This is a genomic window from Idiomarina rhizosphaerae (genome assembly GCF_024159085.1).
Lineage (GTDB): Bacteria > Pseudomonadota > Gammaproteobacteria > Enterobacterales > Alteromonadaceae > Idiomarina > Idiomarina rhizosphaerae.
This window is the reverse complement of the sequence record NZ_JAMZDE010000008.1, coordinates 145,230-169,752: the sequence shown is the minus strand read 5'-3', so window position 1 is coordinate 169,752 and position 24,523 is coordinate 145,230. Positions and strand designations below refer to the sequence as shown.

General features: G+C 46.2%; 24 protein-coding genes. 17 read left to right on the top strand and 7 right to left on the bottom strand.

Features of this window, described 5'->3' with window-relative positions; translation table 11 throughout:
- The first annotated feature begins 2 nt into the window (after window positions 1-2).
- From phrB to NJR55_RS11080, 10 genes are all read left to right on the top strand, one after another.
- Complete coding sequence (gene phrB / locus NJR55_RS11125; RefSeq protein ID WP_253620007.1) at window positions 3-1,409, top strand: deoxyribodipyrimidine photo-lyase; 1,407 nt, start codon at window positions 3-5, stop codon at window positions 1,407-1,409.
- Window positions 1,402-1,836 carry a nuclear transport factor 2 family protein gene (locus NJR55_RS11120; RefSeq protein ID WP_011234633.1) on the top strand — a complete coding sequence of 145 codons (435 nt, stop codon included), beginning with the start codon at window positions 1,402-1,404 and terminating at the stop codon, window positions 1,834-1,836. Before phrB ends, NJR55_RS11120 begins: the two co-directional genes overlap by 8 nt.
- Window positions 1,833-2,564, top strand: a complete 732-nt coding sequence (locus NJR55_RS11115) for an SDR family NAD(P)-dependent oxidoreductase (protein WP_253620006.1) — start codon at window positions 1,833-1,835, stop codon at window positions 2,562-2,564. The genes NJR55_RS11120 and NJR55_RS11115 overlap by 4 nt, the downstream gene beginning before the upstream one ends.
- Window positions 2,561-3,835, top strand: a complete 1,275-nt coding sequence (locus NJR55_RS11110) for an NAD(P)/FAD-dependent oxidoreductase (RefSeq protein ID WP_253620005.1) — start codon at window positions 2,561-2,563, stop codon at window positions 3,833-3,835. The genes NJR55_RS11115 and NJR55_RS11110 overlap by 4 nt, the downstream gene beginning before the upstream one ends.
- Window positions 3,832-4,554 (top strand): DUF1365 domain-containing protein, encoded by a 723-nt coding sequence (locus tag NJR55_RS11105; protein WP_253620004.1) that lies wholly within the window; start codon window positions 3,832-3,834, stop codon window positions 4,552-4,554. Before NJR55_RS11110 ends, NJR55_RS11105 begins: the two co-directional genes overlap by 4 nt.
- A 21-nt stretch (window positions 4,555-4,575) precedes the next feature.
- A complete protein-coding gene (locus NJR55_RS11100; RefSeq protein ID WP_253620003.1) occupies window positions 4,576-5,814 on the top strand; it encodes an SAM-dependent methyltransferase in 1,239 nt (412 codons plus the stop codon).
- Window positions 5,814-6,314, top strand: coding sequence for a DUF2878 domain-containing protein (locus NJR55_RS11095; protein WP_253620002.1), 501 nt, complete (start codon window positions 5,814-5,816; stop codon window positions 6,312-6,314). Before NJR55_RS11100 ends, NJR55_RS11095 begins: the two co-directional genes overlap by 1 nt.
- Before the next feature lie 3 nt (window positions 6,315-6,317).
- A complete protein-coding gene (locus tag NJR55_RS11090; protein WP_253620001.1) occupies window positions 6,318-6,824 on the top strand; it encodes a chalcone isomerase family protein in 507 nt (168 codons plus the stop codon).
- 1 nt (window position 6,825) lies between these two features.
- Complete coding sequence (locus tag NJR55_RS11085; protein WP_011234626.1) at window positions 6,826-7,353, top strand: DUF3833 domain-containing protein; 528 nt, start codon at window positions 6,826-6,828, stop codon at window positions 7,351-7,353.
- Window positions 7,354-7,436: 83 nt separating this feature from the next.
- Entirely contained in the window at window positions 7,437-7,694 is a 258-nt protein-coding gene (locus NJR55_RS11080; RefSeq protein WP_110013188.1) for a DUF3912 family protein, read from the top strand.
- 49 nt (window positions 7,695-7,743) lie between these two features.
- On the opposite strand, the gene NJR55_RS11075 is transcribed toward NJR55_RS11080, so the two are convergent.
- Window positions 7,744-8,163 (bottom strand): hypothetical protein, encoded by a 420-nt coding sequence (locus tag NJR55_RS11075; protein ID WP_253620000.1) that lies wholly within the window; start codon window positions 8,161-8,163, stop codon window positions 7,744-7,746.
- Window positions 8,164-8,302: 139 nt separating this feature from the next.
- On the opposite strand from NJR55_RS11075, the gene NJR55_RS11070 reads away from it, so the two are divergent.
- The 3 genes from NJR55_RS11070 to NJR55_RS11060 are packed head-to-tail and all read left to right on the top strand — an operon-like array spanning window position 8,303 to window position 10,740.
- Complete coding sequence (locus tag NJR55_RS11070; protein ID WP_275978106.1) at window positions 8,303-9,064, top strand: Nif3-like dinuclear metal center hexameric protein; 762 nt, start codon at window positions 8,303-8,305, stop codon at window positions 9,062-9,064.
- A 15-nt stretch (window positions 9,065-9,079) separates the two neighbouring features.
- On the top strand, window positions 9,080-9,868 hold the full coding sequence (locus tag NJR55_RS11065; protein ID WP_253619999.1) for a methyltransferase domain-containing protein: 789 nt from the start codon (window positions 9,080-9,082) through the stop codon (window positions 9,866-9,868).
- Between the two features lie 2 nt (window positions 9,869-9,870).
- Window positions 9,871-10,740, top strand: coding sequence for an NAD(P)-dependent oxidoreductase (locus NJR55_RS11060; protein WP_253619998.1), 870 nt, complete (start codon window positions 9,871-9,873; stop codon window positions 10,738-10,740).
- Window positions 10,741-10,799: 59 nt separating this feature from the next.
- Here NJR55_RS11060 and NJR55_RS11055 read toward each other — a convergent pair whose 3' ends face one another.
- Window positions 10,800-12,149, bottom strand: coding sequence for a DUF1329 domain-containing protein (locus tag NJR55_RS11055; RefSeq protein WP_034821043.1), 1,350 nt, complete (start codon window positions 12,147-12,149; stop codon window positions 10,800-10,802).
- 162 nt (window positions 12,150-12,311) lie between these two features.
- On the opposite strand from NJR55_RS11055, the gene NJR55_RS11050 reads away from it, so the two are divergent.
- Window positions 12,312-13,484, top strand: coding sequence for a WD40/YVTN/BNR-like repeat-containing protein (locus tag NJR55_RS11050; protein WP_253619997.1), 1,173 nt, complete (start codon window positions 12,312-12,314; stop codon window positions 13,482-13,484).
- Window positions 13,484-15,814, top strand: a complete 2,331-nt coding sequence (locus NJR55_RS11045) for an efflux RND transporter permease subunit (RefSeq protein ID WP_253619996.1) — start codon at window positions 13,484-13,486, stop codon at window positions 15,812-15,814. The genes NJR55_RS11050 and NJR55_RS11045 overlap by 1 nt, the downstream gene beginning before the upstream one ends.
- 85 nt (window positions 15,815-15,899) lie before the next feature.
- Here the strand turns inward: NJR55_RS11045 and sbcB are convergent, their stop codons facing one another.
- Together sbcB and NJR55_RS11035 are read right to left on the bottom strand one after the other, a co-directional pair.
- Window positions 15,900-17,339, bottom strand: a complete 1,440-nt coding sequence (gene sbcB, locus NJR55_RS11040; RefSeq protein WP_253619995.1) for an exodeoxyribonuclease I — start codon at window positions 17,337-17,339, stop codon at window positions 15,900-15,902.
- 62 nt (window positions 17,340-17,401) lie between these two features.
- Entirely contained in the window at window positions 17,402-17,638 is a 237-nt protein-coding gene (locus tag NJR55_RS11035) for a hypothetical protein (protein ID WP_253619994.1), read from the bottom strand.
- Window positions 17,639-17,727: 89 nt separating this feature from the next.
- Between NJR55_RS11035 and NJR55_RS11030 the strand changes: the two genes are divergently transcribed.
- Together NJR55_RS11030 and hrpA are read left to right on the top strand one after the other, a co-directional pair.
- Window positions 17,728-18,765 carry an isoaspartyl peptidase/L-asparaginase family protein gene (locus NJR55_RS11030; protein WP_253619993.1) on the top strand — a complete coding sequence of 346 codons (1,038 nt, stop codon included), beginning with the start codon at window positions 17,728-17,730 and terminating at the stop codon, window positions 18,763-18,765.
- An 11-nt stretch (window positions 18,766-18,776) separates the two neighbouring features.
- Window positions 18,777-22,703, top strand: coding sequence for an ATP-dependent RNA helicase HrpA (hrpA, locus tag NJR55_RS11025; protein ID WP_253619992.1), 3,927 nt, complete (start codon window positions 18,777-18,779; stop codon window positions 22,701-22,703).
- Window positions 22,704-22,739: 36 nt separating this feature from the next.
- Here hrpA and NJR55_RS11020 read toward each other — a convergent pair whose 3' ends face one another.
- The 3 genes from NJR55_RS11020 to nrdB all read right to left on the bottom strand — a co-directional run bounded on the left by NJR55_RS11020 (window position 22,740) and on the right by nrdB (window position 24,506).
- Window positions 22,740-23,006, bottom strand: a complete 267-nt coding sequence (locus NJR55_RS11020; protein WP_011234612.1) for a GrxA family glutaredoxin — start codon at window positions 23,004-23,006, stop codon at window positions 22,740-22,742.
- A gap of 102 nt (window positions 23,007-23,108) precedes the next feature.
- Entirely contained in the window at window positions 23,109-23,369 is a 261-nt protein-coding gene (yfaE, locus tag NJR55_RS11015) for a class I ribonucleotide reductase maintenance protein YfaE (RefSeq protein WP_011234611.1), read from the bottom strand.
- A 3-nt stretch (window positions 23,370-23,372) separates the two neighbouring features.
- Window positions 23,373-24,506, bottom strand: a complete 1,134-nt coding sequence (gene nrdB / locus NJR55_RS11010; RefSeq protein WP_011234610.1) for a class Ia ribonucleoside-diphosphate reductase subunit beta — start codon at window positions 24,504-24,506, stop codon at window positions 23,373-23,375.
- Window positions 24,507-24,523 lie beyond the last annotated feature (17 nt).

Here is a 24,523-nt window from a genome sequence, read left to right as displayed (position 1 = left end):
TGATGCGAGAAGCAATTTGGTTTCGTAGTGATTTAAGAATATTAGATAACCCGGCCGTGTTTTCTGCATACCAGGGCGATGAGCCTCCGTTGGCGATTTTTTTTGTGTGCCATGAAACCTGGAAAAGCCATGACTGGGCACCGATAAAAGTAGATTTTGTCTGGCGAAACTTAGACTGCCTGCAGCAGGATTTAGCTGAAAAGGGCATTGAACTGGAAGTGCAATTAGTACCCAAATTCAGTCAGGTTCCGGGAGCTTTACGATCCTTCTGTCGGGAAAATAGAGTCGACCGAGTACATATTAATGCGGAATATGCGCTGGATGAAAAACGTAGAGACGCAGCTACCAATGCGGTACTAAGTAATGACGATATCGAACTGATTTCGCATCATGGCAACTTGTTGGTGGCGCCCGGAGAGGTCAGAACACAACAAGGGGACTACTACAAAAAGTTCACGCCTTTTAACCGGCGTTGGCGACAAGTGTTAAGCGAAAAAGCTTACAGCGAACCGCTGCAGATTAAACCTTTTTCTCCGGTGACCTCAAAAGGCCTCCCTGAATGCCCGCTGGCGAGAAAAGACTCGTCTGACTGGAGTGCCGGCGAGCAACAAGTTCTGGGGAAACTAGGGCAATTCGTTGGCCACAGGGTTGATGATTATCAACAAGCCAGAGACTTACCGGCTGAAAACGGAACCTCACAACTTTCCGCTTATTTGGCGCAGGGTGTTATCGGACCGCAGACGGCTGTCCGGGCGCTACATAAGTTTTCGCCGGAATTTCCGTTTGGACTTGCTTCCGGTGCCGATACCTGGCTTACCGAACTGGCATGGAGAGAGTTCTATCAGCATCTAATGTACTTTGTGCCGCGTTTATCAAGAGGTGAAAGCTTTCAGACTGAAACCGACAGCATTCAGTGGTTAGAGGACGATGACGCTTTTCAACGCTGGTGTAACGGTCGCACCGGGTATCCAATTGTTGACGCCGGAATGCGTCAATTGACATCAACCGGGTGGATGCACAACCGCTTAAGAATGATCACAGCCAATTTTCTGGTAAAAGATCTATTAGTGGATTGGCGAAAAGGCGAAGCCTTCTTCATGCAGCATTTAATTGACGGGAGCTTTCCGGCAAACAATGGTGGCTGGCAATGGAGTGCTTCGGTCGGAACTGACGCCGTTCCGTATTTTCGTGTTTTTAATCCGGTTAAGCAAAGTGAGAAATTTGATCCTGACGGGCAGTACATTCGTAAATGGGTAGACGAGCTTAAGGAAGTACCAACAAAGTATATTCACTGGCCTCATAGTTGGCTTCAGCAACAAAGTAGTAATAACTATTGCGAACCCATGGTCGAGCACAAATTTGCTCGTGAACGATTCTTAACAACGTTTAAGCAGGTGAAAAATGGATAACAGTGAATTAGTCGAAAAACTCAAAGAATTCTACGATGAGCTGAAAACCGAAAACCTTGATGACCTGGATGAGTTATACCATGACGAAATTTCGTTTACTGATCCAATACAACATGTTGTCGGGCTGGACGATTTTCGCAAGTATCTAAAACACACAATGGAAAACGTTGAGTATTGTCACTTTGCTTTTGACGATGAATGCGTCGGAGAAGAACAGGCGTTTCTAACTTGGCAGATGCGTTACGCACACCCCAAGCTCGCTAATGGCATGGAAATTATTCTGCCGGGAGTTTCGTATTTAACCTTTGAAGACGGCAAAATAAGAGAGCAGAGAGATTATTACGACCTTGGCGCAATGCTTTATGAACACGTACCGCTAGTCGGTTATGTCATTGATAAAATTAAAAATAGGCTAACAGACGAATGAAAGTCTTAATTACTGGAGCTTCATCAGGTATTGGGCGTCAGCTGGCTCTGGATTATGCAGCTGACGGCAATGACGTTGTTGTGTGTGGAAGAAATAACGACGCACTGTCAGAGGTACAAAAACAATACCCTGAAAAAATAACCTGCAGCGCCTTTGATATTACCGATAAAGAGTCGGCAAAAAACGCGTTAGCGCAAATTAACGATATTGATGTCGCCATACTGTGCGCGGGGGTGTGTGAATACCTCGACGTTAAAGCGTTCGATGCGGACATGTTTGAGCGGGTGTTTAAAGTGAATGTGTTCGGCACAATGAATTGCGTGGAAGCTTTACTTCCTCAGTTCAGTGACTCGGCGCGTCTGGTGATTGTTGACAGCCTGGCGAGACTTCTTCCGTTTACCCGGGCTCAGGCTTATGGTGGCTCAAAAGCAGCAATGCATTATATCGCCCGGGGGTTGGAGGTTGATTTGAAACCTCAGGGAATCAAAGTTCAAACCGTATCACCCGGGTTTGTGAAAACACCAATGACTGATGCCAATGATTTTGAGATGCCAATGCGCGTTGACGTTGAATTTGCGTCGAAGGCAATAATAAAAGGTATTAATAAGAACAAACGGGACATCGCATTTCCGTGGCTATTTAGTAGCCTTCTGAAGTTAATGTCTATTTTGCCGGAAGGCTTACAAGTGAAATTATCAGAACAAATGGCAAGGAAGCAGTCGTCATGAAGATAGCCGTTATTGGAAGTGGTATTGCGGGTCTTACCAGTGCTTATTATTTAAGTCGTGAACATCAAGTCAGTGTATTTGAAAAAAATGACTATATTGGTGGGCATACCTGTACCAGCGATGTGAAAATTAATGGCAGTATGTATGCTGTGGATACAGGCTTTATTGTTTTTAATGATAAGACGTATCCACGTTTTAAACGCCTGTTAACAGAGCTGAAAGTGGCCTGGCGCGACACTGAAATGAGTTTCAGTGTACGTGATCCTAAGTCGGGACTGGAGTTTAACGGACATAACCTTAATACACTGTTTGCGCAGCGGAAAAATTTGTTTAGTTTGTCTTTTTACCGTTTGTTACAGGGTATTCTGAAATTTAACGCGGCCGCTAAAAATGCGTTAGAAGAGGATGTCAACGAGGCGGACAATATTACGTTGGCAGAATTCCTTACACGGCACGATATTCCGGAATCGGTCTCGCACTACTACTTATTACCAATGGTTTCCGCTATATGGTCTGCAAGTCTGGCCGATGCGAAGGACTTTCCTCTGGGCTTTTTCTTACGTTTCTTTGATAACCATGGGTTATTGAATGTTAGCGACCGTCCTCAGTGGCATACTTTGGTTGGTGGTTCTCACGCGTACATTCCAATGCTGACAGAACCGTTTAAAGAAAGGCTTGAGCTAAACAGTGAAATTGTTGCGGTTAAGCGCCAACAGGAACAGGTTGTTCTTGTCTTTAGTAGTGGCGAGGAACGTTATTTTGATGAGGTGATTTTCGCCTGTCACAGTGACCAGGCGCTAGCTTTACTTGACGATGCTAGCCCCGACGAAAGGCGTATTCTTGATGAGATAAAATACTGCCCGAATGAGGTTGTTCTGCATACTGATGAGAACTTGTTACCCAGAAGCCGACGTGCCTGGGCAAGTTGGAACTATTTATTAAGAGAAGATGATGCAGCAGAAGAGCAACCCAGTTCAGTAACCTACAATATGAATATCCTGCAAGGGTTGCAATGTGATAAAACCGTGTGCGTTACACTGAACAATACAGCTGCAATTGATTTTGATGAGATCATTAAAACCTTTACCTATGAGCACCCGCAATATTCCGTTCAGTCTTTAAAAGCCAGAGCAGAACGAAATGCAATTTGTGGCAAAAATAGTACTCATTTTGTTGGTGCTTATTGGTATAACGGTTTTCATGAAGACGGTGTAAGAAGTGCCATTGATGTTGTTAACCGTTTGAATACTGAATCGATTGATAACTCATGAAGAGCGCCATTTATTGGGGCGATGTTTTTCATGTAAGACATCGACCCAAACACCACGCTTTTAATTACCGTTTTCAACAATGGTGTATCGATTTATCTGAACTCGACCAAGTCAACTCTATAAGTCGCTGGTTATCCTGTAACAATTTTGCTCCCCTTTGGTTTCGTCGAAAAGACTACCTAAAAGATGAACAGGGCAGTTTACACCGGGCGGCACTAAAGAAAATGTCCTCCCTTGCCGGAAAAGATTTAACCGGTCAGGTTCTATTTGTCGGTAACTTACGTACCTTTGGAATTTTTTTTAGCCCCATTAATTTGTATTTTCTTCGGCAGGACAATGACGAATATACGCACATGCTAGCTGAAGTCAGCAATACGCCCTGGCTGCAACGTCATTATTACCTGGTCGACTTGTCAGAAGAGTCTCCGGAAACTGTAAAACAATTCCACGTTTCTCCGTTTAACCCTATGGATATGACCTACCACTGGCAGATAGAGCCACCCACCGAGAGTTTAAAAATCACTCTAAGCGCCCACCAACAAGAGAAAGATTTTGTTGCTGGCATGAAATTAAATAGACAACCGCTAAACCGTAGTGAAGTTTACCGCGTATTAAGAACAACACCTGTTATGGCTCTTAAAATTATTGGGGGCATTTATTGGCAGGCGTTAAAGCTTTTTATCAAGCGGGTTCCATTTTACGGAAACCCTGGTAACTAAAATAATTAGAAGGCAGTTTGTATGTCCAGTGGTGAAACAACTATGGTAGCGCCTATTCAGTATGGTGTATTGGATAAGCTTTTCCGTACTATCGCTTTTAAGCTATTAGCTCATTTGCAGTATGGGCAGTTGACGATAAAAGAAAAAGGCACGTTCATTGAAGCTTTCGGGCATCCCGATAAAGACCTGAACGCTGAAATTGACGTGAAGGATTCGTCTTTTTACCGTCGCCTGGTTACTGGTGGCAGTATTGGTGCAGCCGAGTTGTATATTGATAAGCATTGGGATACTCCCGATTTAACCTCGGTTATTCGTATTTTTGCCCGTAACTTACCGGCCTTAGATAAACTAGAAACGCGACTGGCCTGGTTAACTTTTCCCTTTAACAAATACCAGCACTGGAGTAATCGTAACCATAAAGGACAGGCAAAAAAGAATATATCAGCCCACTATGACCTGGGTAACGAGCTTTATACCCGTTTTCTTGATAGCGCCATGCAATATTCCAGTGGCTTATTTAAAGAGCCTGCAGACTCACTGGAGCAAGCTCAGTGCAATAAAATGCAGCGCTTATGCGATTCGCTTGATTTAAAAGCACAAGACCACTTGTTGGAAATAGGCACAGGTTGGGGCGGACTGGCCATTTATGCGGCAAAGAATTATGGTTGCCGGGTAACAACGACGACAATTTCAGATGAGCAATTTCAGTACGCTAAGCAGCAAGTTGAAGCGGCGGGCTTGTCCGACAGAATTGAACTGTTGAAGCGTGACTACCGTGACTTAGAAGGACAGTACGACAAGTTGGTCTCGGTTGAAATGATAGAAGCGGTAGGAAAGGAATACTTACCGACCTTTTTCAAAACCTGCAACAAATTGTTAAAAGAAGACGGAAGAATGTCCTTACAGGCTATCACTATTGCCGACCAACGGGCTAAATCCTATGCTCGCTCCGTAGATTTTATTCAAAAGCATATCTTCCCCGGTGGTTTTCTTCCGTCTTTAAGCCAAATGACGCAACTGTTTACACGTTACACCGACTTGGTGGTACGTGACGTGCACGACTTTGGTCTGAGTTACGCAAAAACTCTGAGACAGTGGGAAGAACGGTTTAATGCCCATGAAAGCGAGCTAGAAAAGCTTGGTTACGATGAACGCTTTTCCAGACTTTGGAACTACTATTTCAGCTATTGTGAAGGCGGCTTTCTGGAGCAACGGGTATCGGTTGTTCAGGTTACCGCCAGCAAATCGCAGGCCTACTAATGACATCTATTCAGCATAAAATTGTCAGTTTTGTTCTGTTCAATGCACTTTGGTTCAGTGCTGTTTCCGGCCGTGAGAACTATATTGTGCTTAGCGGCGTTTTATTAGCCTCGCAGTTTTTCTACAGCATTGCCGTAGCCAGGGTCAGCTGGACCCTAATTTTGCGGCTGTTTGCGGTTGGATTATTGCTGGAGGCTATAGTGATTAGCCTGGGCGTTATCGATTTTGCCGGAGGATACTTTCCTTTGTGGCTGGTCATGCTGTGGCTGGGCTTTTCATCTATGGCGCCGGTAGCACTGGACTGGCTTGCACCTAAACCGGCAGTAGCGGTTCTGCTCGGTGCTGTTTCTGGTCCTTTAAGCTATGTTGCAGGAATAAAGCTTAATGCAGCAACCGTTGACTCACTGCCCATTGTTATTGCTTGTTATGCCGCTGTATGGGGACTAATGATGGCGTATTTTGTTTTTTGCATGTCACCTAAGAAAGAACAGGGAGTGTAGAGTATGAAATTCATTTTATGCGGAATTATTGCGCTTTTCAGCCTTAATTCGTATGCCGCTGAATGCACCGATTCCGTACCCGATGACTTTTCTAAAGTTGGGCAAACTCGGCTCAGCGTGTATTTCTGGGACGTTTATGATGCCACTTTATATAGTCCGACAGGTAAGTATAAACAGGACGAACGACAAGCTCTGTTACTGGAATACCTGCGTGATATTAAGGCGGAAGATCTTATCGAAACGACGGAAGAAGAATGGCAGAAGCTGGAACTGAATAGTGATAAACACGAGCAATGGTTAGAAAAACTGAATTCAATCTGGCCTGACATTAAAGAGGGCGACTGCCTGCTCTTAGTTGAAAAGGAAGATGGAACAGCAGAATTTTACCAGGGCGATAAGTTGCTGGGCGAAATTGAAGATAAAGACTTTACTGAGCAGTTTTTAGCTATTTGGCTGTCGGAAAACAGCCGCTTTGAATCTGAGCGTAATGAACTCATTGGGGAGAAATAAAATGAAGGCTTTAAAGGTTTTAGGCTTTACTGTTTTACTCAGTTTACTCGCGGCGTGCTCAACCGGCATTGATGCTTATAAGTCAGCAGAGCCAAAGTTAAAGCTTGAAGAATTCTTTAACGGTGAACTGGTTGCTTACGGTATGGTGCAGGACTACAGCGGTGAAGTGATTCAGCGTTTCGAGGTAACCATGACAGGTACCTGGGAAGGTAACGAAGGCGTTCTCGATGAACATTTTACTTATGCCGATGGTCGTGAGCAGCAACGCGTCTGGCACATAACGAAAACTGGCCCGAATAGCTATGAAGGGCGCGCAGACGATGTTGAAGGTGTTGCTAAAGGTACAACAGCAGGCAATGTTCTTAACTGGGAGTACCAACTTGAAGTTGTGGTAGACGGCGAGCCACTGGTATTGACGTTGGATGATTGGCTGTATCTTATTGACGAGAACAATATGATTAACCGTACCGACATGTCTAAATGGGGCTTCCCGGTTGGTGAGATAACGCTCTATATTGGTAAGAAATAAATATCAAGAATCTCTGTCGGTGACCGATAATAGGAGTATAATCCTGATATTGATATAGCCTTAAAAGGTTTAGGGAAACGGCAGTGGCAATTAATTATCCGACATTTTCTTATAACAACCCCCGCATACAAGGGCAGACCATTTTTATTAAGCGTGGACCGCATCAGGGGAAGTTAGGAATTATAGCAAAAACACTGGATAACGACCGCTTCCTGGTGTCTCAGGCTGACTTTGGTTCTGAAAAAGTTATTTTCAAACGTAGCGACTTTTTAGTGCATCGCTATCGTAAAATAAAAGTTCCAATTGACCGCGTTGCCGGCAAAAATCCGGACGTTCTATAACGAAAAAAGCGACCATTAAGGTCGCTTTTTTTACTTATGGCGGTGGCTTTTATGCACTGCCCCGAGGTAAACGACAATCACTGTCTTTACCTTCTAACTTTTGTTTCCACAGTTCTTTTGCGGTTAAGCCGCCAGAGCTGGATTTTTTCGCCGGAGATGGCTTAGCTGAAGATTTCTTCGCAGCAGGTTTTTTAGCTGCTGGCTTCTTAGTCTCAGCTTTTTTAGCCGCAGGCTTTTTCGTTTCAGTTTTTTTGGTTTCAGTTTTCTTCGACTCCGACTTTTTAGGCGCAGCCTTCTTCTCTTTACCAAGCGTTTTCGCGTCGTCAGCTAACTGACTCAGGCGCACATTTTTGCCTCCATCAACGCTATACCAGCCGTTACTGCTTTCAATTTTAGGCTTTTTACCGTGAGCTTTTTGATAAGCTTCCGTATATTCAGCGATTACCTTATCTTTGTCCAGGTTGCTCATTCAAGTGTTCCTTTATTCAAGGTTTGGTTTAAAAGTATTGTATAAAAATGCTTCGCTATTCGTTTATACCGTTTTTTCGGATTATTGTCTAATTTCGGGTAAACTGAGGCCATTCAGCAAAGCAATTTGGTTTTTAGATATGCCGATAAACAGAAATGAATTACAGAATTATCTTAATAAGCTATTAAACAGTGAGCAGATTAAAGATTATTGTCCCAATGGACTGCAAGTAGAGGGGAAATCCGAGATCCGCAAAGTAGTCAGCGGGGTAACCGCTTGCCAGGCGTTGGTTGACAGAGCAGTCGACGAGAACGCCGATGCAATTCTGGTTCATCATGGCTATTTCTGGAAGGGCGAGCCGTCGGAAGTTGTCGGAATGAAAAAGCGGCGCTTACAGCAGTTGTTGAAGCATGATATCAATTTATTTGCTTATCATTTACCACTCGATGTTCATCCTGAACTGGGAAACAATGCGCAGTTGGCCAAACTGATGGATTGGCAATTCGATGGGCCGGTGGATCCTTCTGATCCGGCATGCCCGCTGGTAACCGGTTGTTTACCTCAGGCCGTTTCCTGCTATGAATTTGCCAGTGAATTAGAGCAGCGGCTAGGGCGTCAGCTGGTTTGTCGCGTGAATAGCTTAAACCAAATTAAGAAAGTTGCCTGGTGCACCGGTGGCGGGCAAGGTTTTATTGACCGCGCGGCTCAGCTTGGTGTCGACGCCTTTATTACCGGTGAAGTCTCAGAGCCGACTATACACAGCGCCCGCGAGCAGGGTATCGCATTTTTTGCGGCTGGGCATCACGCCACAGAGCGTTACGGCGCAAAAGCACTGGGTGAGCATTTAGCGACTCAATTCGCGCTTGATGTTGAGTTTATAGATATTGACAGTCCGGCCTGACGGAAGAGGCCTGGAATGAATAAAAAGAAACAAGAACGCGGCGACTTCAGCGGCATCAGCCAAAAGTTCTCTAAATCCATTTATGACACCACGAAGGGGCAACTCAGGGTTGAGGTGCTCAAGCGTGATTTAGCGCCTCTGTTAGCGACTGAGCCATGTTTAGTGTTGGATGTAGGAGCCGGGCTTGGTCAGGTAAACCAGTGGTTTCAGGAAAAAGGCTTTGCGGTGGTGCATTCTGACCTTTCAACCGAAATGGTTGAAGAAGCTGAGCGCCGCCATAAAGCGGAAGGCCTGGGGCATAAATGCAGGTACGTTTCGGCAAGCTTAACGGAGCTTGCTAATCAGCAGCCGCTAAATCAGTACGATATTATTCTCTGCCACGCCGTGCTGGAATGGCTGCCGGATACCGAGCTCGCCATTCATCAACTGGCTTCGCTATTAAAACCCGGCGGCAAACTGTCGCTTATGTTCTACAACTACCACGCCAAGCTTTTTGCGAATGCCATTTACGGCAACTTTGATTATATTGAACGCGGGCTGAAGGTGAAGAAAACGGTTCGTCTTAGTCCTCAAAACCCGGCGGTACCGGAACAGGTTGATGACTGGCTAGAGCAAGAAGGGCTAAAAGTTCATCAAAAGACCGGTGTTCGTTGTTTCCATGACTACTTGCGCGACCTGACTCATCAGCAACGGTTCGATGAATTACTGGCACTGGAGATGAAATACAACCAAATGTCCCCTTATCGTGAGCTGGGGCGTTATCAACACTGGCTTATAGAAAAACCGAATTGTCAGGAGGAATGACGATGTCAAAGCAATGTGCATTTATTGGATTAGGCGTTATGGGTTACCCAATGGCCGGTCATTTACAAAAAGCGGATCACAAGGTAACAGTTTATAACCGCACTCAGGCTAAAGCTGAAAAATGGGCAAAGGAGTACTCCGGACGCTACCAACCAACCCCGGCTGAAGCGGTTAAAGAAGCTGATTTTGTTATGGTTTGTGTTGGCAACGATGACGATGTACGCAGCGTATTTTACGGTGAAGCCGGTATTCTTGCTAATTTAAAGCCTGGCGCCGTTGTTATTGACCATACTACGGCTTCTGCTGAATTGGCACGAGAGCTGGAACAAGCTGTAAAGGAAAAGCAGGGCACCTTTTTAGATGCACCGGTTTCAGGCGGACAGGCCGGAGCGGAAAACGGTGTTTTAACCGCTATGGTGGGTGGCGAACAACAAACTTTTGAGGCCGCAGATGAGCTTTTCCAGTGTTATGCCAAAACACGACAGTTAATGGGGCCTGTCGGCAGCGGTCAATTAGCGAAAATGGTGAACCAGATTTGTATCGCCGGTGTTTTGCAAGGGTTATCAGAAGGACTTCAATTAGCGCGTAAAGTCGGCTTAGATCCCGATAAGCTTATTGCGGCGATTAGTCAGGGTGCTGCAGGCTCCTGGCAGATGGAAAACCGCTATAAGACCATGTGGGATAACCACTACGAGCATGGCTTCGCTGTAGACTGGATGCGCAAAGACCTAAAAATAGCCTTGGCTGAGGCCGATCGCCAGGGCTTGTCACTACCGGCGACAGCATTAGTGGACCAATTCTATGCCGACGTTCAGAAGATGGGCGGCAACCGCTGGGACACATCAAGTCTTCTGGCTCGTTTGGAAAAGTAATTTAAAAAAAGGAGACTCGAATGAGTCTCCTTTTTCCGTTTAAGCGGTACGGTATTAGCTTATCTGAAGCCTTTACGACGTAATGCGTTAGTACTGAAGTCTTCACGGCTTGGTGAAATATCCCATTCCATGTAAGGGTCTTCTTCATTCCCTAACCCAAGAGATATGTAACGACCGGAATTCAGGTCATATAATGCCTCGGCTGCCATCCATGGAACGTCCTGGTTGTAGAACTGAGTATTCAGAGCTTCACCAACACGCCATAGCTCGCCGCGTCCGTCGTAGTGATCAACGAGTGACGCCGTCCATGTATCTTCATCAAGGTACATTGTACGCTTAGAATAGATATGGCGTTCACCATCTTTCAACGTGCCTTCAACAACCCACACACGGTGTTTTTCATAGCGGATCAAGTCCTGATTCATATGACCAGCTTTTATAATGTCGTCATAGTTAAGTTCAGGATCCATGATTTTGAAGTTGTTGTAAGGAATATAAACTTCTTTCTTACCTTTTAGTTCCCAGTTGTACTTATCCGGTGCTCCGTTGTACATATCCAGGTTATCAGAAGTACGTAAGCCGTCTGCTGCTGTGCCTGGTCCGTCATAAGCAACATTAGGTGCACGGCGAACACGACGCTGACCTGCATTATAAATCCATGCGCGACGGCCTTCTTTGACCTGGTTAATGGTTTCATGAACCAATAGAACGGTGCCAGTTAAGCGAGAAGGGGCTTCAACTTCTTGCATAAAATAGAACAGAACGTTGTCGTCGGCTTCCTGGCGGCCTGTTTCAAGATACTCGGGGAATACCAAAGTTTCTTTTAGTTCAACAGTTACGTAGTCACCGTTAGATAGAACCGGGAACTGGGCAACGTTACGAGTTACAGCGCCGCCACGGTAACGGGTAATGTGATTCCATACGGCCTCTAACCCATTTTCCGGGATAGGGAACGGAATGGTGGTATCAAAGTTTTCGACACCATTACCCCCAGCGACCATTTCTGCACTTTCAGCGTTTGATTTAATTTTAGGCCAAAGCTCGTCTGGGTATGTTGCCGAACGGCGGGTTGGATAGACGATCATCTTATAGTCTGAGTACTTATCGAACATGGCGATTTGGCCTTCGCTCAGGTGTTCTTTGTGCTCATCTAAGTTGTCATGAGTAATAGTAAATAACGGCTTATCATCGGCAAATGGGTTATTACCGCGAACAACTTCCACCGAATGATCAGAGTAACCACCGTTCCAGGCCGGGATAGAGCCATCAGCATTTGCTGCTTTTTCAGCACCAATTGGGGTTAGATCCTGACCAAGCCTTGCGGCTTCTTCCGGTGATACCTTAGCCGCAACGCTCGCGGAAATCACCGACATGGCAAAAACGCCAGCTTTTAGCATCAGTTTATTCATTATAATTTTCCTTGTTGTTCTACTTTCCAACATCACTTTGCCAGAGGACTGACCTCTCAAGCAATACTTTAACGAAAAAAAGCACGAATTTAACGAAAAAAGGTTTTCAAATTATCTTGAGCTTATACAATCCTATGACATTTTTAGTACCCGGGAGGTTCCATGCGCTTGTCTTTAACCCCATTAGGGGTGTTGTTGGGAGCTATTTTTAGCACCACAGTGCTCGCACAGGATAGCGACACAACAACAATTACTGATTATGACGTGATCAGTGCACCAGCATTGTCATCCGACAGGATTAAAAGCGAAGTACTTATTGAAGTGACGATTGTTGGGGCGCGGCTTATAGCCGTCGGCGCGCATGGAAATATTATCTGGAAAGAGAATGATACCTGGGAACAGGCTAAGGTAGATACCAGTGTGCTTTTGACGAGTGTCGCTTTTGCCGACGAATCGAACGGGTGGGCGACCGGTCATCATGGTGTCATTATTAAAACCGAAGACGGTGGTAAAACCTGGAAGCGGCAGTTAGATGGCTTTGAACTAATGACGTTAGAAAAACGTTATTTTGAACAGCGTATTGAAAAACTGAAAGAACAACTTGAATCAACTGACGATGAAGACGTGATAGGTGAGCTTGAATGGCAGCTTGAAGAACTTCAATTTCAGATCAGTAATATAGAAGTCGCCCAGGAGGAAGGCCCCAGCAAGCCCTTTTTAGACCTTTATGCTAAAGACAATCAAACGGTATTTGCGATTGGCGCTTATGGTACTTTCCTGAAAACCGAAAATGGCGGCGAAAGCTGGCAGGTTATTTCGGGTCGTTTGGAGAACCCGGGGGGTTATCATTTAAATACCATTTTTGGTCAGGGTGATGATTTATATATTGTCGGCGAAGCTGGGTTAGCCTTTGCGAGTCACGACGGTGGTGAGAGCTGGGAGACCCTTGACTCGCCTTATCGCGGCTCGCTTTTTGGCGGACACATTGATGCCCGTGGCCGTGTATGGATTTACGGTTTGCGTGGCAATGCTTTTGTCTCAGACGATAAAGGACAAAGCTTTACAACCGTTGATACAGGCACCAGAGTAAATCTTTCTGCGGGAATAAATACTGAAAATGGTACTCAGCTAATTGTTGGGCATTCAGGAACCATTCTTGAAGTTGACGAGAACCTTAAAGTTAAAAAGAGAACTCACCCGAGCGGCTCGGTTATGACCGATATTATTGAACTAGCCGACGGTGAATGGATTATGACCGGCCGTAGTGGTTTGCTGCACTGGCCGGCCAAAATCACTGAAGAAGATGCATTAGCAACGCAACAAGGAGCGCAGTAATGGATAATCCGAGTGCGAATAAACCAGCAGGAGTGCTGGAGAAGTTATTATTCACGGTGCGTGCTCCCTGGCTAATCGTCTTTTTGTTACTGACTTTATTCCTGGGCTATCACGCCTCGCAGGTTCGCCCTGACGCCAGCCTGAGCAAAATGATTCCGACTAACCATCCATTTATTCAAAACTATTTTGATTATCAGGACGACTTAGCCAGCCTGGGGAACGTTGTTAGGGTGGCAGTTGAAAATAAAGACGGCGATATTTTTGAAGCCGATTTTCAACGAGAACTGCAAAAAATTACAGATGAAATTTTCTTCATTCCGGGCGTCAACCGCTCCGGGCTTCGCAGTTTATGGACACCCAATGTTCGCTGGATGGAAGTAACCGAAGAAGGTTTCGTCGGTGGCCCGGTTATTCCCGACGGTTATGACGGCAGTGAAGAATCATTAGATCAATTAAGAACCAATGTTCTGCGTTCGGGGGAAGTAGGTAACCTGGTTGCCAATAACTTTGAATCAACCATCGTTTATATTCCGCTGGATGAAGTTAACCCTGAAACTGGCGAGAAACTGGATTATCAAGAGTTCTCTGAAAAGCTGGAAACCCTGGTTCGCGATAAATACCAAAGTGAAGATATTGAAATTCACATTACTGGTTTTGCGAAACTGATAGGCGATCTTATCGAAGGTGCTGAGCAGGTTGGCTTATTTTTCTTATTAGCCATCGCGATTACTCTGGTCATGCTTTATTTCTACAGTCGCTGTTGGCGCAGTACCTTTATGGTCCTTAGCTGCTCAATTATTGCGGTTATCTGGCAGCTTGGCATTATCGAACTGATAGGCAGTGGCATTAATCCTTATTCAATGCTGGTGCCATTCCTGGTGTTTGCTATTGGGGTTTCACACGGCGTTCAAATTATTAATGCCATTGGCATTAACCGGGTGGCAGGGCTCGATAAAGTCGCCGCCGCGCGTACAGCATTCCGCGGGCTCTATATTGCAGGGTTAACGGCTCTGGCTAGTGACGCCATTGGTTTTACGACCTTGATGGTTATCGATATTGAGGTCATCAAAGAATTGGCAATAGCAGCCAGTATCGGTGTCGCCGTAGTGGTTCTGACTAACTTGGCTCTATTGCCTATTTTAATGTCTTACCTTGGAACGTCAGATAACGGTGTTGCTTACCAGAAGAAAATAGAAGGCGAACGTCATCCTTTATTTGATTTCTTCGCTAAGTTTACTCAGCCTAAATGGGCGTATTCGGCACTGGTTGTTGCTCTCATTATGCTTGCCTGGGGTTTGGTCAACAGTCAAAACATGGCAATTGGTGACCTTGATAAAGGCGCGCCGGAGCTTCGCCCGGATAGTCGCTACAATCAGGACAATGCTTTTATTGTTGAAAACTACAGCTCCAGTACCGATATTTTTGTGGTTATGGCGGCTTCTGCGCCTGAACAATGTATTGCCTACGATAACCTTGAGATTATGGAACGTTTTAGCTGGCATATGGAAAATACCAGCGGTGTTCAGGACGTCAAGTCTGTCGTCTACGTTTCTAAAATGGGTATGTTCGGCATAAACGAGGGTAACCTTAAGTGGTTTAGCTTAAACCGTAATAAATACGTTATTAATGCCTCGTTAAGCCGTATCCCGGACGGTTTGATTAATAACGACTGTTCAATGGCGCCGGTCATTATTTATCTGGATGATCATAAAGCGGAAACATTAAAGAATGTCGTTGGCTCGGTTAACGAGTTTAATCAGAACTATCAGCAGGAAGGTTTAGAACTGTTGATGGCAGCGGGCAACTCAGGTATTGAAGCGGCAACAAACTCAGTTATAGAGGCAGCTCAGAACAAGATGCTCTTGTGGGTTTACGGCGTCGTTATTGTGCTGTGCTTTATCACCTTCCGAAGCGTTCGTACGGTGGCTTGTATTGTATTGCCGCTGGCCTTTACCACAGTGATGAGTCAGGGACTTATGGCGGTGTTAGGCATAGGCATTAAAGTGGCTACCTTACCGGTTATTGCTTTAGGGGTTGGCATTGGTGTCGACTACGGTATTTATATTTACAGTAAAGTGAAAGAGGGCTTGCAGCAGGGCATGTCGTTGCAGGAAACCTACAAGTACTCGCTGGATAACACCGGCAAGGCCGTCGGCTTTACTGGCTTGACACTGGCCATAGGTGTCGCCACCTGGATATTCTCACCCATTAAATTCCAGGCGGATATGGGCATATTGCTCACCTTTATGTTCCTGTGGAATATGCTGGGCGCACTTATCTTAATTCCGGCACTGGCAAGGTTGTTCAGAGTAGGGAATAAAAAAGCTTAGCTCTTACTTTATAATTTGAGTTAGTGAATTAAGGCGCCGGCTTTTATTAAGTCGGCGCTTTTTCTTTTATAACTATAGTGAGTTATTAAAGTGATGCGGCGTAGTCATACAGTGATTTCAGCAACCGCAGTTTATGCGCATCTTCCTGATGCTGGTTCGCCAAGTCTTCTAGTTTCAGGGCAAAGTCCTCTGCGGACAATAAGCCTTCTGGCGGCTCAATTAAGCGCTGCTGACAAAACAGACGCCACTTATTTAGTTCTTTGTCGCTAAGAGTCGATGGGTAGTTTCGTGCCCGGTAGCGAAACAGCAGTGCAGGCATACGCTTGTCCTGAAAATCCAGCTCCAGACCGGCCAGTTGCTGTGGCTCTGACGAACGGATTATCTCCATATGTTTTTTATCCTGAGGAGAGAAAAAGCCATCGTATATCTGGTGATCAACGTCGGTTCTGGGAGCAAACTCTTTGGTTTGTTCAAACACCTGCATGAGCTTGTCACGGAAGTCGCTGTTTTCCTGTAACCATTTAGCGTTTGTCTCCAGGGCGGCTGTATCCAATGCGGCACTATCAGCAGCTTCCGCAGAAATGGTTTTAATGGGCGCTAAGAAAGGACAGCGACCCAAGTGAATATTTTGTATGCCACTCTTCTGTAAGCCTTGCTCTTCCAGTTCTCTACGACTGGTGTAGGTTAACTCCGTTAATTCTTCTACCGATTTATCGGCAAAATCCATGGGAGGAACGCGCAAGTCCCAGGCAATAACGTTGCTATTTTGCTTAGGATGAAAGCCCAACGGCAATATAGCCGACAAATAGCGGTTAGCCGTACCGTAAAACCCACTGACATGTGCCAGAGGCTCTGGTGCCTGCCAGTTAAATAAGTTCAGTAGCTTCTGTTTACGACGAATACTGTAAGCCCACTGCCACAGCTTAGGTTGCTTCTCGCTGATAAGTTTTGCCAGACCAATGGTTGCATAAACGTCGGACATGGCGTCGTGCGCTTGGCCGTGCTCAATGCCATTAGCAACACTCAAGTGCTCCAGTTTTAGACTGGGTTGTCCGTCAGAATTCTCCGGCCAGTTAATACCGTCCGGGCGCAGCGCAAAACAGGCTCGCACCACATCAATTAAGTCCCAGCGTGAATTGCCGTTTTGCCAGCTGTATTCGTAAGGGTCATAAAAGTTGCGATAGAACAGCAAACGGGTAACTTCGTCATCAAAACGAATGTTGTTGTAACCAATAATGGTGGTATTAGGCTTTTGAAACTCATTTGCTATGGCTTTGCTGAACTCAGCCTCACCGACACCTTGCTTTGCTGCGAGCTGTGGGGTTATGCCAGTAATTAAAGTGGCTTCCGGGTTAGGCAGAAAGTCCGGAGTGGGCTGAGCGTAAAGCGTTAAGGGTCGGCCGATTACATTAAAAGCTGTGTCTGTGCGTAAGCCGGCAAACTGTGCAGGGCGGTCCACTAAAGGGTTAGCGCCCCATGTCTCATAATCGTGCCAGTAGAAAGTTTCTTGTTCGTTGTGTGCCATAAGCCTAACTGCTCAGCGGAAAAGGAAAACTATAGCACGAGCCCGCAGATAAATTCAGCCACTCACTCCCTTTCAATCTTATTCACTTGCACATCGTAAGCTTTGTCCAGCTTTTGCTCCAGTGTGCGGTCATCTTCGTGGCGAAAAGCAAGTTCAGCGTGCGGCAGAATGCGTTCTGCTAAACGTTGTGCAACGGCGTCTCTGAACTTTTGTTCGTTATCTAGTGCTTCATTATCTACTTCCAGCGTAATTTGCTGTCTGTCGCCTAAGTGTGTGTACTCAACGCGATAAGTCGGCATCTGCATATCTCCTCGTTGTCAGTTCGTTGCTTTCCTGCGACTATGTTATGACTAACAATCTAGCCTATAACAATAAAATCGAGGTCAGAATGAAAAAACTTTATTTATCTGCATTACTTGCCACTGCTGCGTTTGGATCGCTATTACCAGCCGTAGAGGCGGATGATCATGATGTTGAATACGCTATGGCCATTCATGGTGGAGCGGGTACTATTACTCGCGCGAATTTAACCGCTGAACAAGAGCAAGCCTACAAAGATAAACTGACGGAAGCTTTAGAGGCTGGCCGTAAGGTATTGAAAGAAGGCGGTGATAGCACCACCGCAGTTATTGCTGCTATTCAGGTAATGGAGGAGTCCCCGCTGTTTAACTCTGGCAAAGGTGCGGTTTATACCTGGGACGGAGAACATGAGCTGGATGCTTCACTGATGGAAGGCCTGAACGGCAATGCGGGTGCAGTTGCTGGCGTGAAAACGGTAAAAAGCCCAATAGAACTGGCTCGTGAAGTAATGGAAGAGTCGGTACACGTAATGCTAAGTGGTGAAGGCGCAGAACAGTTCTCCCGTCAGCAAGGCCTGGAGCAGGTAGAGAACAGCTACTTTAATACCGAACACCGTTATCAGCAGTTGCAAAACGCCAAAGAAACCATTAAGAAAAGTGAACAGCCAGAGCAACAGGCCTGGGAATATCTGGATTTAGACTATAAATACGGTACCGTCGGTGCTGTGGCTGTTGATAAAAACGGTCTATTAAGTGCCGGTACATCAACCGGCGGCATGACAGCCAAACGTTATGGTAGAATAGGCGATTCCCCCATTATTGGTGCCGGTACCTGGGCGGATAACGACAGCTGTGCGGTGTCTGCGACCGGACACGGTGAATACTTCATTCGCTTCCACGTGGCGGCTGATATCTGCTCACGGGTTAAGTATAAAGGGCTTTCGGTAAGTGAGGCCGGCGATGAAGTCATTCACGGTGTGCTGGAACAAGCGGGTGGTACCGGAGGCGTTATTATTATTGACGCAGAAGGCAATATTGCTATGCCGTTTAATACCGAAGGTATGTATCGTGGCTACATTAAGGGCGAGGGTGATGCCCATATTGCTATTTATAACGAGGATGAATAAGTTCGGAGTCTATGAGTCGTCAAAAATCGCACGATAAATCACAAAGTCAGCCTTTTGTTGATAAATTTCAGACACAATTAGAGCAATGTACAACACAACAGGCCGCGCTTTTGCGCGGTCGTTTGCGTGGTCTGAGTAAAATTAAAAACGAGCAACGACAGCAGCAAGTGCTGGAGCGGATAGCGGGCGATATCGAGACTGCTGAGTTGGCGTACCTGGAGCGTCAGCAGCAAAAGTTTCATATCAGTTACCCCGAAGAATTGCCGGTTGCCCAGCAGCGTGGTGACATTAAGAAAGCTATTGAGCAAAATCAGGTGGTGGTCATTGCCGGTGAGACGGGTTCAGGTAAGACCACGCAGCTACCGAAAATGTTGCTGGAACTGGGGTATGGTCGCAAAGGTACCATTGGTCATACTCAGCCGCGACGGCTGGCGGCACGCAGTGTTGCTGCCCGTATTGGGGATGAGCTGCAGGACCACGCTAAAAAGCAGGTGGGTTATAAAATCCGCTTTCAGGATGAGACCGCACCGACTACGGCAATAAAACTGATGACCGACGGCATGCTGCTATCCGAACTGCAGCAAGACCCTCTGCTACTGCAATACGACGCCATTATTATTGATGAAGCACACGAGCGAAGTCTGAACATCGACTTCTTGCTGGGGGTTCTGCATACGCTGCTGCCCAAACGTCGTGATCTTAAAGTTGTTATTACCTCCGCGACTATTGAAACCGAACGTTTCTCCAAACACTTTCATGATGCTCCCGTACTGACGGTAACCGGCCGAACCTATCCGGTGGAAGTTCGGTATCGACCGCCAAGAGAAGACGGCAAAGCTGCTGACGCAGACGTACTTCAGGGTGTTTGTGACGCGGTGGAAGAACTGCAGCGGGAAAGCGGTGACATTCTTATTTTTGCCAGCGGTGAGCGCGAAATTCGTGATTATGCGGATGCTATCGGGGATTTACAGCTGCGAAATACTGAAGTATTGCCCTTGTATGCGCGTTTGTCGTCGCACGAGCAGAACCGTGTATTTCAGTCGCACAGTCAGCGCCGGGTGGTTATTGCCACCAACGTGGCCGAAACTTCATTAACCGTGCCGGGCATACGCTTTGTGATTGACCCGGGTACAGTGCGGATGAGCCGCTACAGTTATCGCACTAAAGTGCAGCGCTTACCCATTGAACCGATTTCACAGGCCAGCGCCAACCAGCGCAAAGGGCGTTGTGGCCGTATAGGTCCGGGTATTTGTATTCGCTTATACAGTGAAGAGGACTTTTTGCAGCGTCCGGAATATACCGATCCAGAAATTCTCCGTACCAATTTGGCGGCGGTGATACTGCAAATGTCGTCGTTGCGTCTGGGGGATATTCGTCAGTTTCCTTTTGTGCAAAAGCCCGACGAGCGTTTTGTTAAAGATGGCCTGAACTTACTGGAAGAGTTGCATGCGATTAAGCCCGGACGTAAAAATGAACAGCCGAAATTGACGGATACGGGACGTCAACTGTCGCGGCTGCCGCTGGATCCGCGACTGGCCAGAATGGTCATAGCTGGACAGCAATATGGTTGTGTCCGTGAAATGCTGATAATTACCGCGGCTCTGAGTATTCAGGACCCTCGTGAACGGCCACACGATGCGCAGCAAAAAGCCGATGAATGGCACCAGCGTTTTCGTGACAAAAGCTCTGACTTTATGGCGTTTCTCAATTTATGGAACTACGTCAAAGAGCAGCAGAAGGCCTTGTCAGGAAATCAGTTCCGTAAGCAAATGGGTCGTGAGTTTGTTCATTTTATGCGCTTGCGTGAGTGGCAGGACATTTACACGCAGAGCCGACAAACGGTTCGTGAAATGGGGTTATCCATTAATGAAGAACCTGCCACTTTCGAACAAGTACACCGGGCGTTAATTACTGGTTTATTGTCTCAGGTGGGCTTTAAAGAAGACCGACACGAATATCAGGGAACACGGCAAACGCGTTTTCATATTTTCCCGGGCTCAGGTTTGTTTGGTAAACCGCCCAAGTGGGTTGTTACTGCTGAACTGGCGGAAACTTCAAAATTGTATGCGCGCATTAATGCCGATATTGACCCGCTGTGGATTGAAGAAGCCGCGCCACACTTAGTGAAAAAACAATACCTTGAGCCTCATTTTGAGAAGAAGCAAGGCAGTGTGATTGCCGATGAGCAGGTGACGTTACTGGGACTTATTCTGGTACCCAGAAGACGTGTCCAGTTTGGTCCGGTTTCACCGGTTAAAGCCCGGGAGATCTTCATCCGCGAAGGGCTGGTTAATTCGCAGCTAACACGTAAGCTGCCTTTTATTCAACACAACTTAAAGTTGATAGAAGATGTTCAGGCGCTGGAGGCGAAGTCACGGCGTCGCGATATTCTGGTGGACGAAGAGGTTTTGTTTGAGGCTTACGACCGCGCCATACCCGAAGGCATATACAACGAAAAGTTGCTGGCAGGCTGGTGGCATAAGGCGGCCAAAAAAGAGCCTAAGCTGCTGTTCTTTGAGCGTGACGACCTTATTGCCGGCGAAACCGAGCACATTACTGAAAATGAATATCCGGAATTTTGGCGCCAGGGTAATCTGCGATTGCCATTAAGTTATCACTTTGAGCCTAACGCCGAAGACGATGGTGTCAGCGTGAATATTCAGTTAGGTATTCTGAACCAGGTGAAGCCGGAAGGTTTCGACTGGCATATTCCGGCGCTCCGTGAGGAACGAATTGCTCACTTAATTAAGTCGCTGCCGAAAACCTTACGCCGGAATTTTGTACCTGCACCTAACTTCGCTGGCGCGATTATAGCCGATATTGAACCGCTGCAAGGGCGCTTAACCGACGCTATGGCGACTAAGTTGCGCCGTATGACCGGCGTAACGGTTCCGGAAGAAAGTTGGGATGAGTCCTCGCTGCCTGATCATTTACGCATGAACTTTAAGATTCTTGACGGCAAAAAGTTGGTTAGCCAGGGGCGTGATTTGCAAAGCCTTCAGCAGCAATTGTCGGGTAAAGTGCAGCAGCGACTGGAGAAAACTGCCGGTGACGATATTAGTCGAGAGCAGGTCGATAGCTGGGACTTTGATGACTTACCGGAAGTTATTACCGAGCGCCAGCAAGGTTTTGAGCTGAAGGCGTATCCGGGCTTAATTAATAAAGGCAAAGGACAGGTTGCTTTGCAGTTGTTCGATAACCCGGAGCAGGCGAAGAAGCATCATAAAGCCGGTGTACGGGAATTGTTGCTGCAACAAATACCATCACCTATCAAGCATTTACAGAAGTCGCTGTCGAATAAAGCCAAGTTGGCCATGTACTTTAACCCCTGGGGGAAAGTGGATGCGTTAATAGCTGACTGTATAGCAGCGGCGGTAGACGGCCTGGTTCAGGAACAAATAGAGCAGGGTAATACGCTTCGGGAGCAAAAGGGCTTTGAGCAATTAAAAGATATTGTTCGTGCTAATTTGAATGATCGTGTTGAACAAATAGCACTGGAAGTTGAACAGTGCCTTCTATTGTCACAACAGGTTCGAAAGTCTCTTAAAGGTAAAATCCCACTGGATCAAATCCAGTCCCGAGGCGATATTCAGGACCAACTGGATAACTTAGTGTTCGCCGGATTTGTCTCTGCTTTTGGCGGGGAACGTTTGAGTGACATAGTACGTTACCTAAAAGCTATTCAACGTCGGCTAGAAAAACTGCCGGTTGACCCGAATAAAGACCGGTTGATGACTCTGACTCTGGCAAACCTTGAAGAGCAGTACAAAGCGGTGGTGAAAGCTTATGAAAATAAAGGTTCGGTGGTTTCAGATGAGGTTGCTGAAATTCGCTGGATGATTGAGGAGCTGCGAGTATCATTCTTCGCGCAGACACTCGGAACCAAGTATCCCGTTTCAGAAAAACGGGTTAAACAAGCAATAGAGGCGGCTAAATAGCCGCCTCTAAGATAGGGTTACATTACTTACACAGAGTTATGCTGTATAAAGCCCTAAGTTCTCTTTTGCGTAGGCTTCAAATTCTGTGAAACCGCCAACGTGTTGTTCGTCGACAAAAATTTGAGGAACCGTTTGTACCGGTTTGCCTACCGTTTTTTCCAGGTCAGCTTTGCTGATGCCTTCAGCGTGAATGTCGACATAGCGATAATCAAAATCTTCCATATCGGCTTTTAATTTATCCGCAACTTCTACGGCACGAACACAAAAAGGACAACCCGGACGTCCAAAAATGACTGTAAACATGAAATACCTCTCTCACAAAAATTTATGGTGCCATTATCCAGATTTTATTGCTGGTTAACAATTGTTCTGCACGATGGCCACAATCGGTTTAATGAATAATACTTAGTGGTCAATATCCAGATCCGACTCCGGGACACAGCAGCAGGGCAGAATATCGCCTTTTCTGACATAAGCCAGAGGTTCTGTTGTATAACGGACTTTACCGGACTTCAGGGTGCTACGGCAGGCACCACAAAAACCACTGCGGCAGTGGTAGTGCATTTCTAACTGATGCTTTTCTAAGGCCTCGAGTAAGGTGCCTTCAGTCGCGTCAACGGCAAGTTCGGGTCCACCGTTGACAGTGACTTTAAAGGTGTTAGCCATAGCTTAGAGATCAAAGTCCCCAAGGTCGGAAGCATTAACTTCGCTGTCTATCTGACCAACAAGGTAAGAGGTGATTTCTGATTCCTGCGGCGCTACCTGAACGTTGTCTGAAACCAGGTACTTGTTCATCCACGGTAGTGGGTTGGAACGCTGGTTCTCAAACGGTGCGTCAAAGCCAATGGCCTGCATACGTAAGTTAGCAATATATTCGACGTACTGGCAGAGCATGCTCTCGTTCAGGCCAATCATTGAGCCGTCTTTAAACAAGTAGTGCGCCCACTGTTTTTCCTGCTTCACTGCAGTCATGAAAATTTCATAGGCATCGTCACGCAGTTCTTCGGCAATTTCTTTCATTTCCGGGTCGTCTTCGCCGTATTGCCACAAATTAAGAATATGCTGTGTCGATGTCAGGTGAACGTTTTCGTCGCGGGCAATCAGCTTAATAATTTTTGCGTTGCCTTCCATTAACTCACGTTCTGCAAAAGCGAAAGTGCAGGCGAAACTGACATAGAAACGAATAGCTTCCAGCGCGTTAACCGAGTTAATGCATAAAAACAGTTTCTTCTTAATTTCCCGCTGCGTTACGGTATGGGTTTTGCCTTCAACAACGACATCGCCTTCACCGTGCGTCTGCAACAGCTGAGTATAGAAAATAAGATCATCGTAGTACTTAGAGATGTCATTCGCGCGAATTTTAATTTGCTCATTAATGACGATATCTTCAAAGACTTCGCTGGGATCACTAAACAGGTTACGCAGAATATGTGTGTACGAGCGCGAATGTATGGTCTCAAAGAATGACCAGGTTTCAATCCAGGTTTCCAGTTCCGGAAGAGAAACAATAGGCAGTAACGCGATATTCGGCGAACGTCCCTGAATTGAATCTAACAGTGTTTGATACTTCAGGTTAGAAATAAACACATGCTTTTCACTGGCTGTTAACTTGTTAAAGTCGATGCGGTCGCGGCTGACATCGATTTCTTCAGGTCGCCAGAAAAAGCTGATTTGTTTTTCAATCAGCTTTTCAAAAATGCTGTGTTTTTGCTGGTCGTAGCGAGCAACGTTAACGGAGTTGCCTAAAAACATAGGCTCCGTTAACGGGTTATTCTGCTCTTGATTAAAGGTTGAGTACGACATTCGCTAAAATCCTTCTT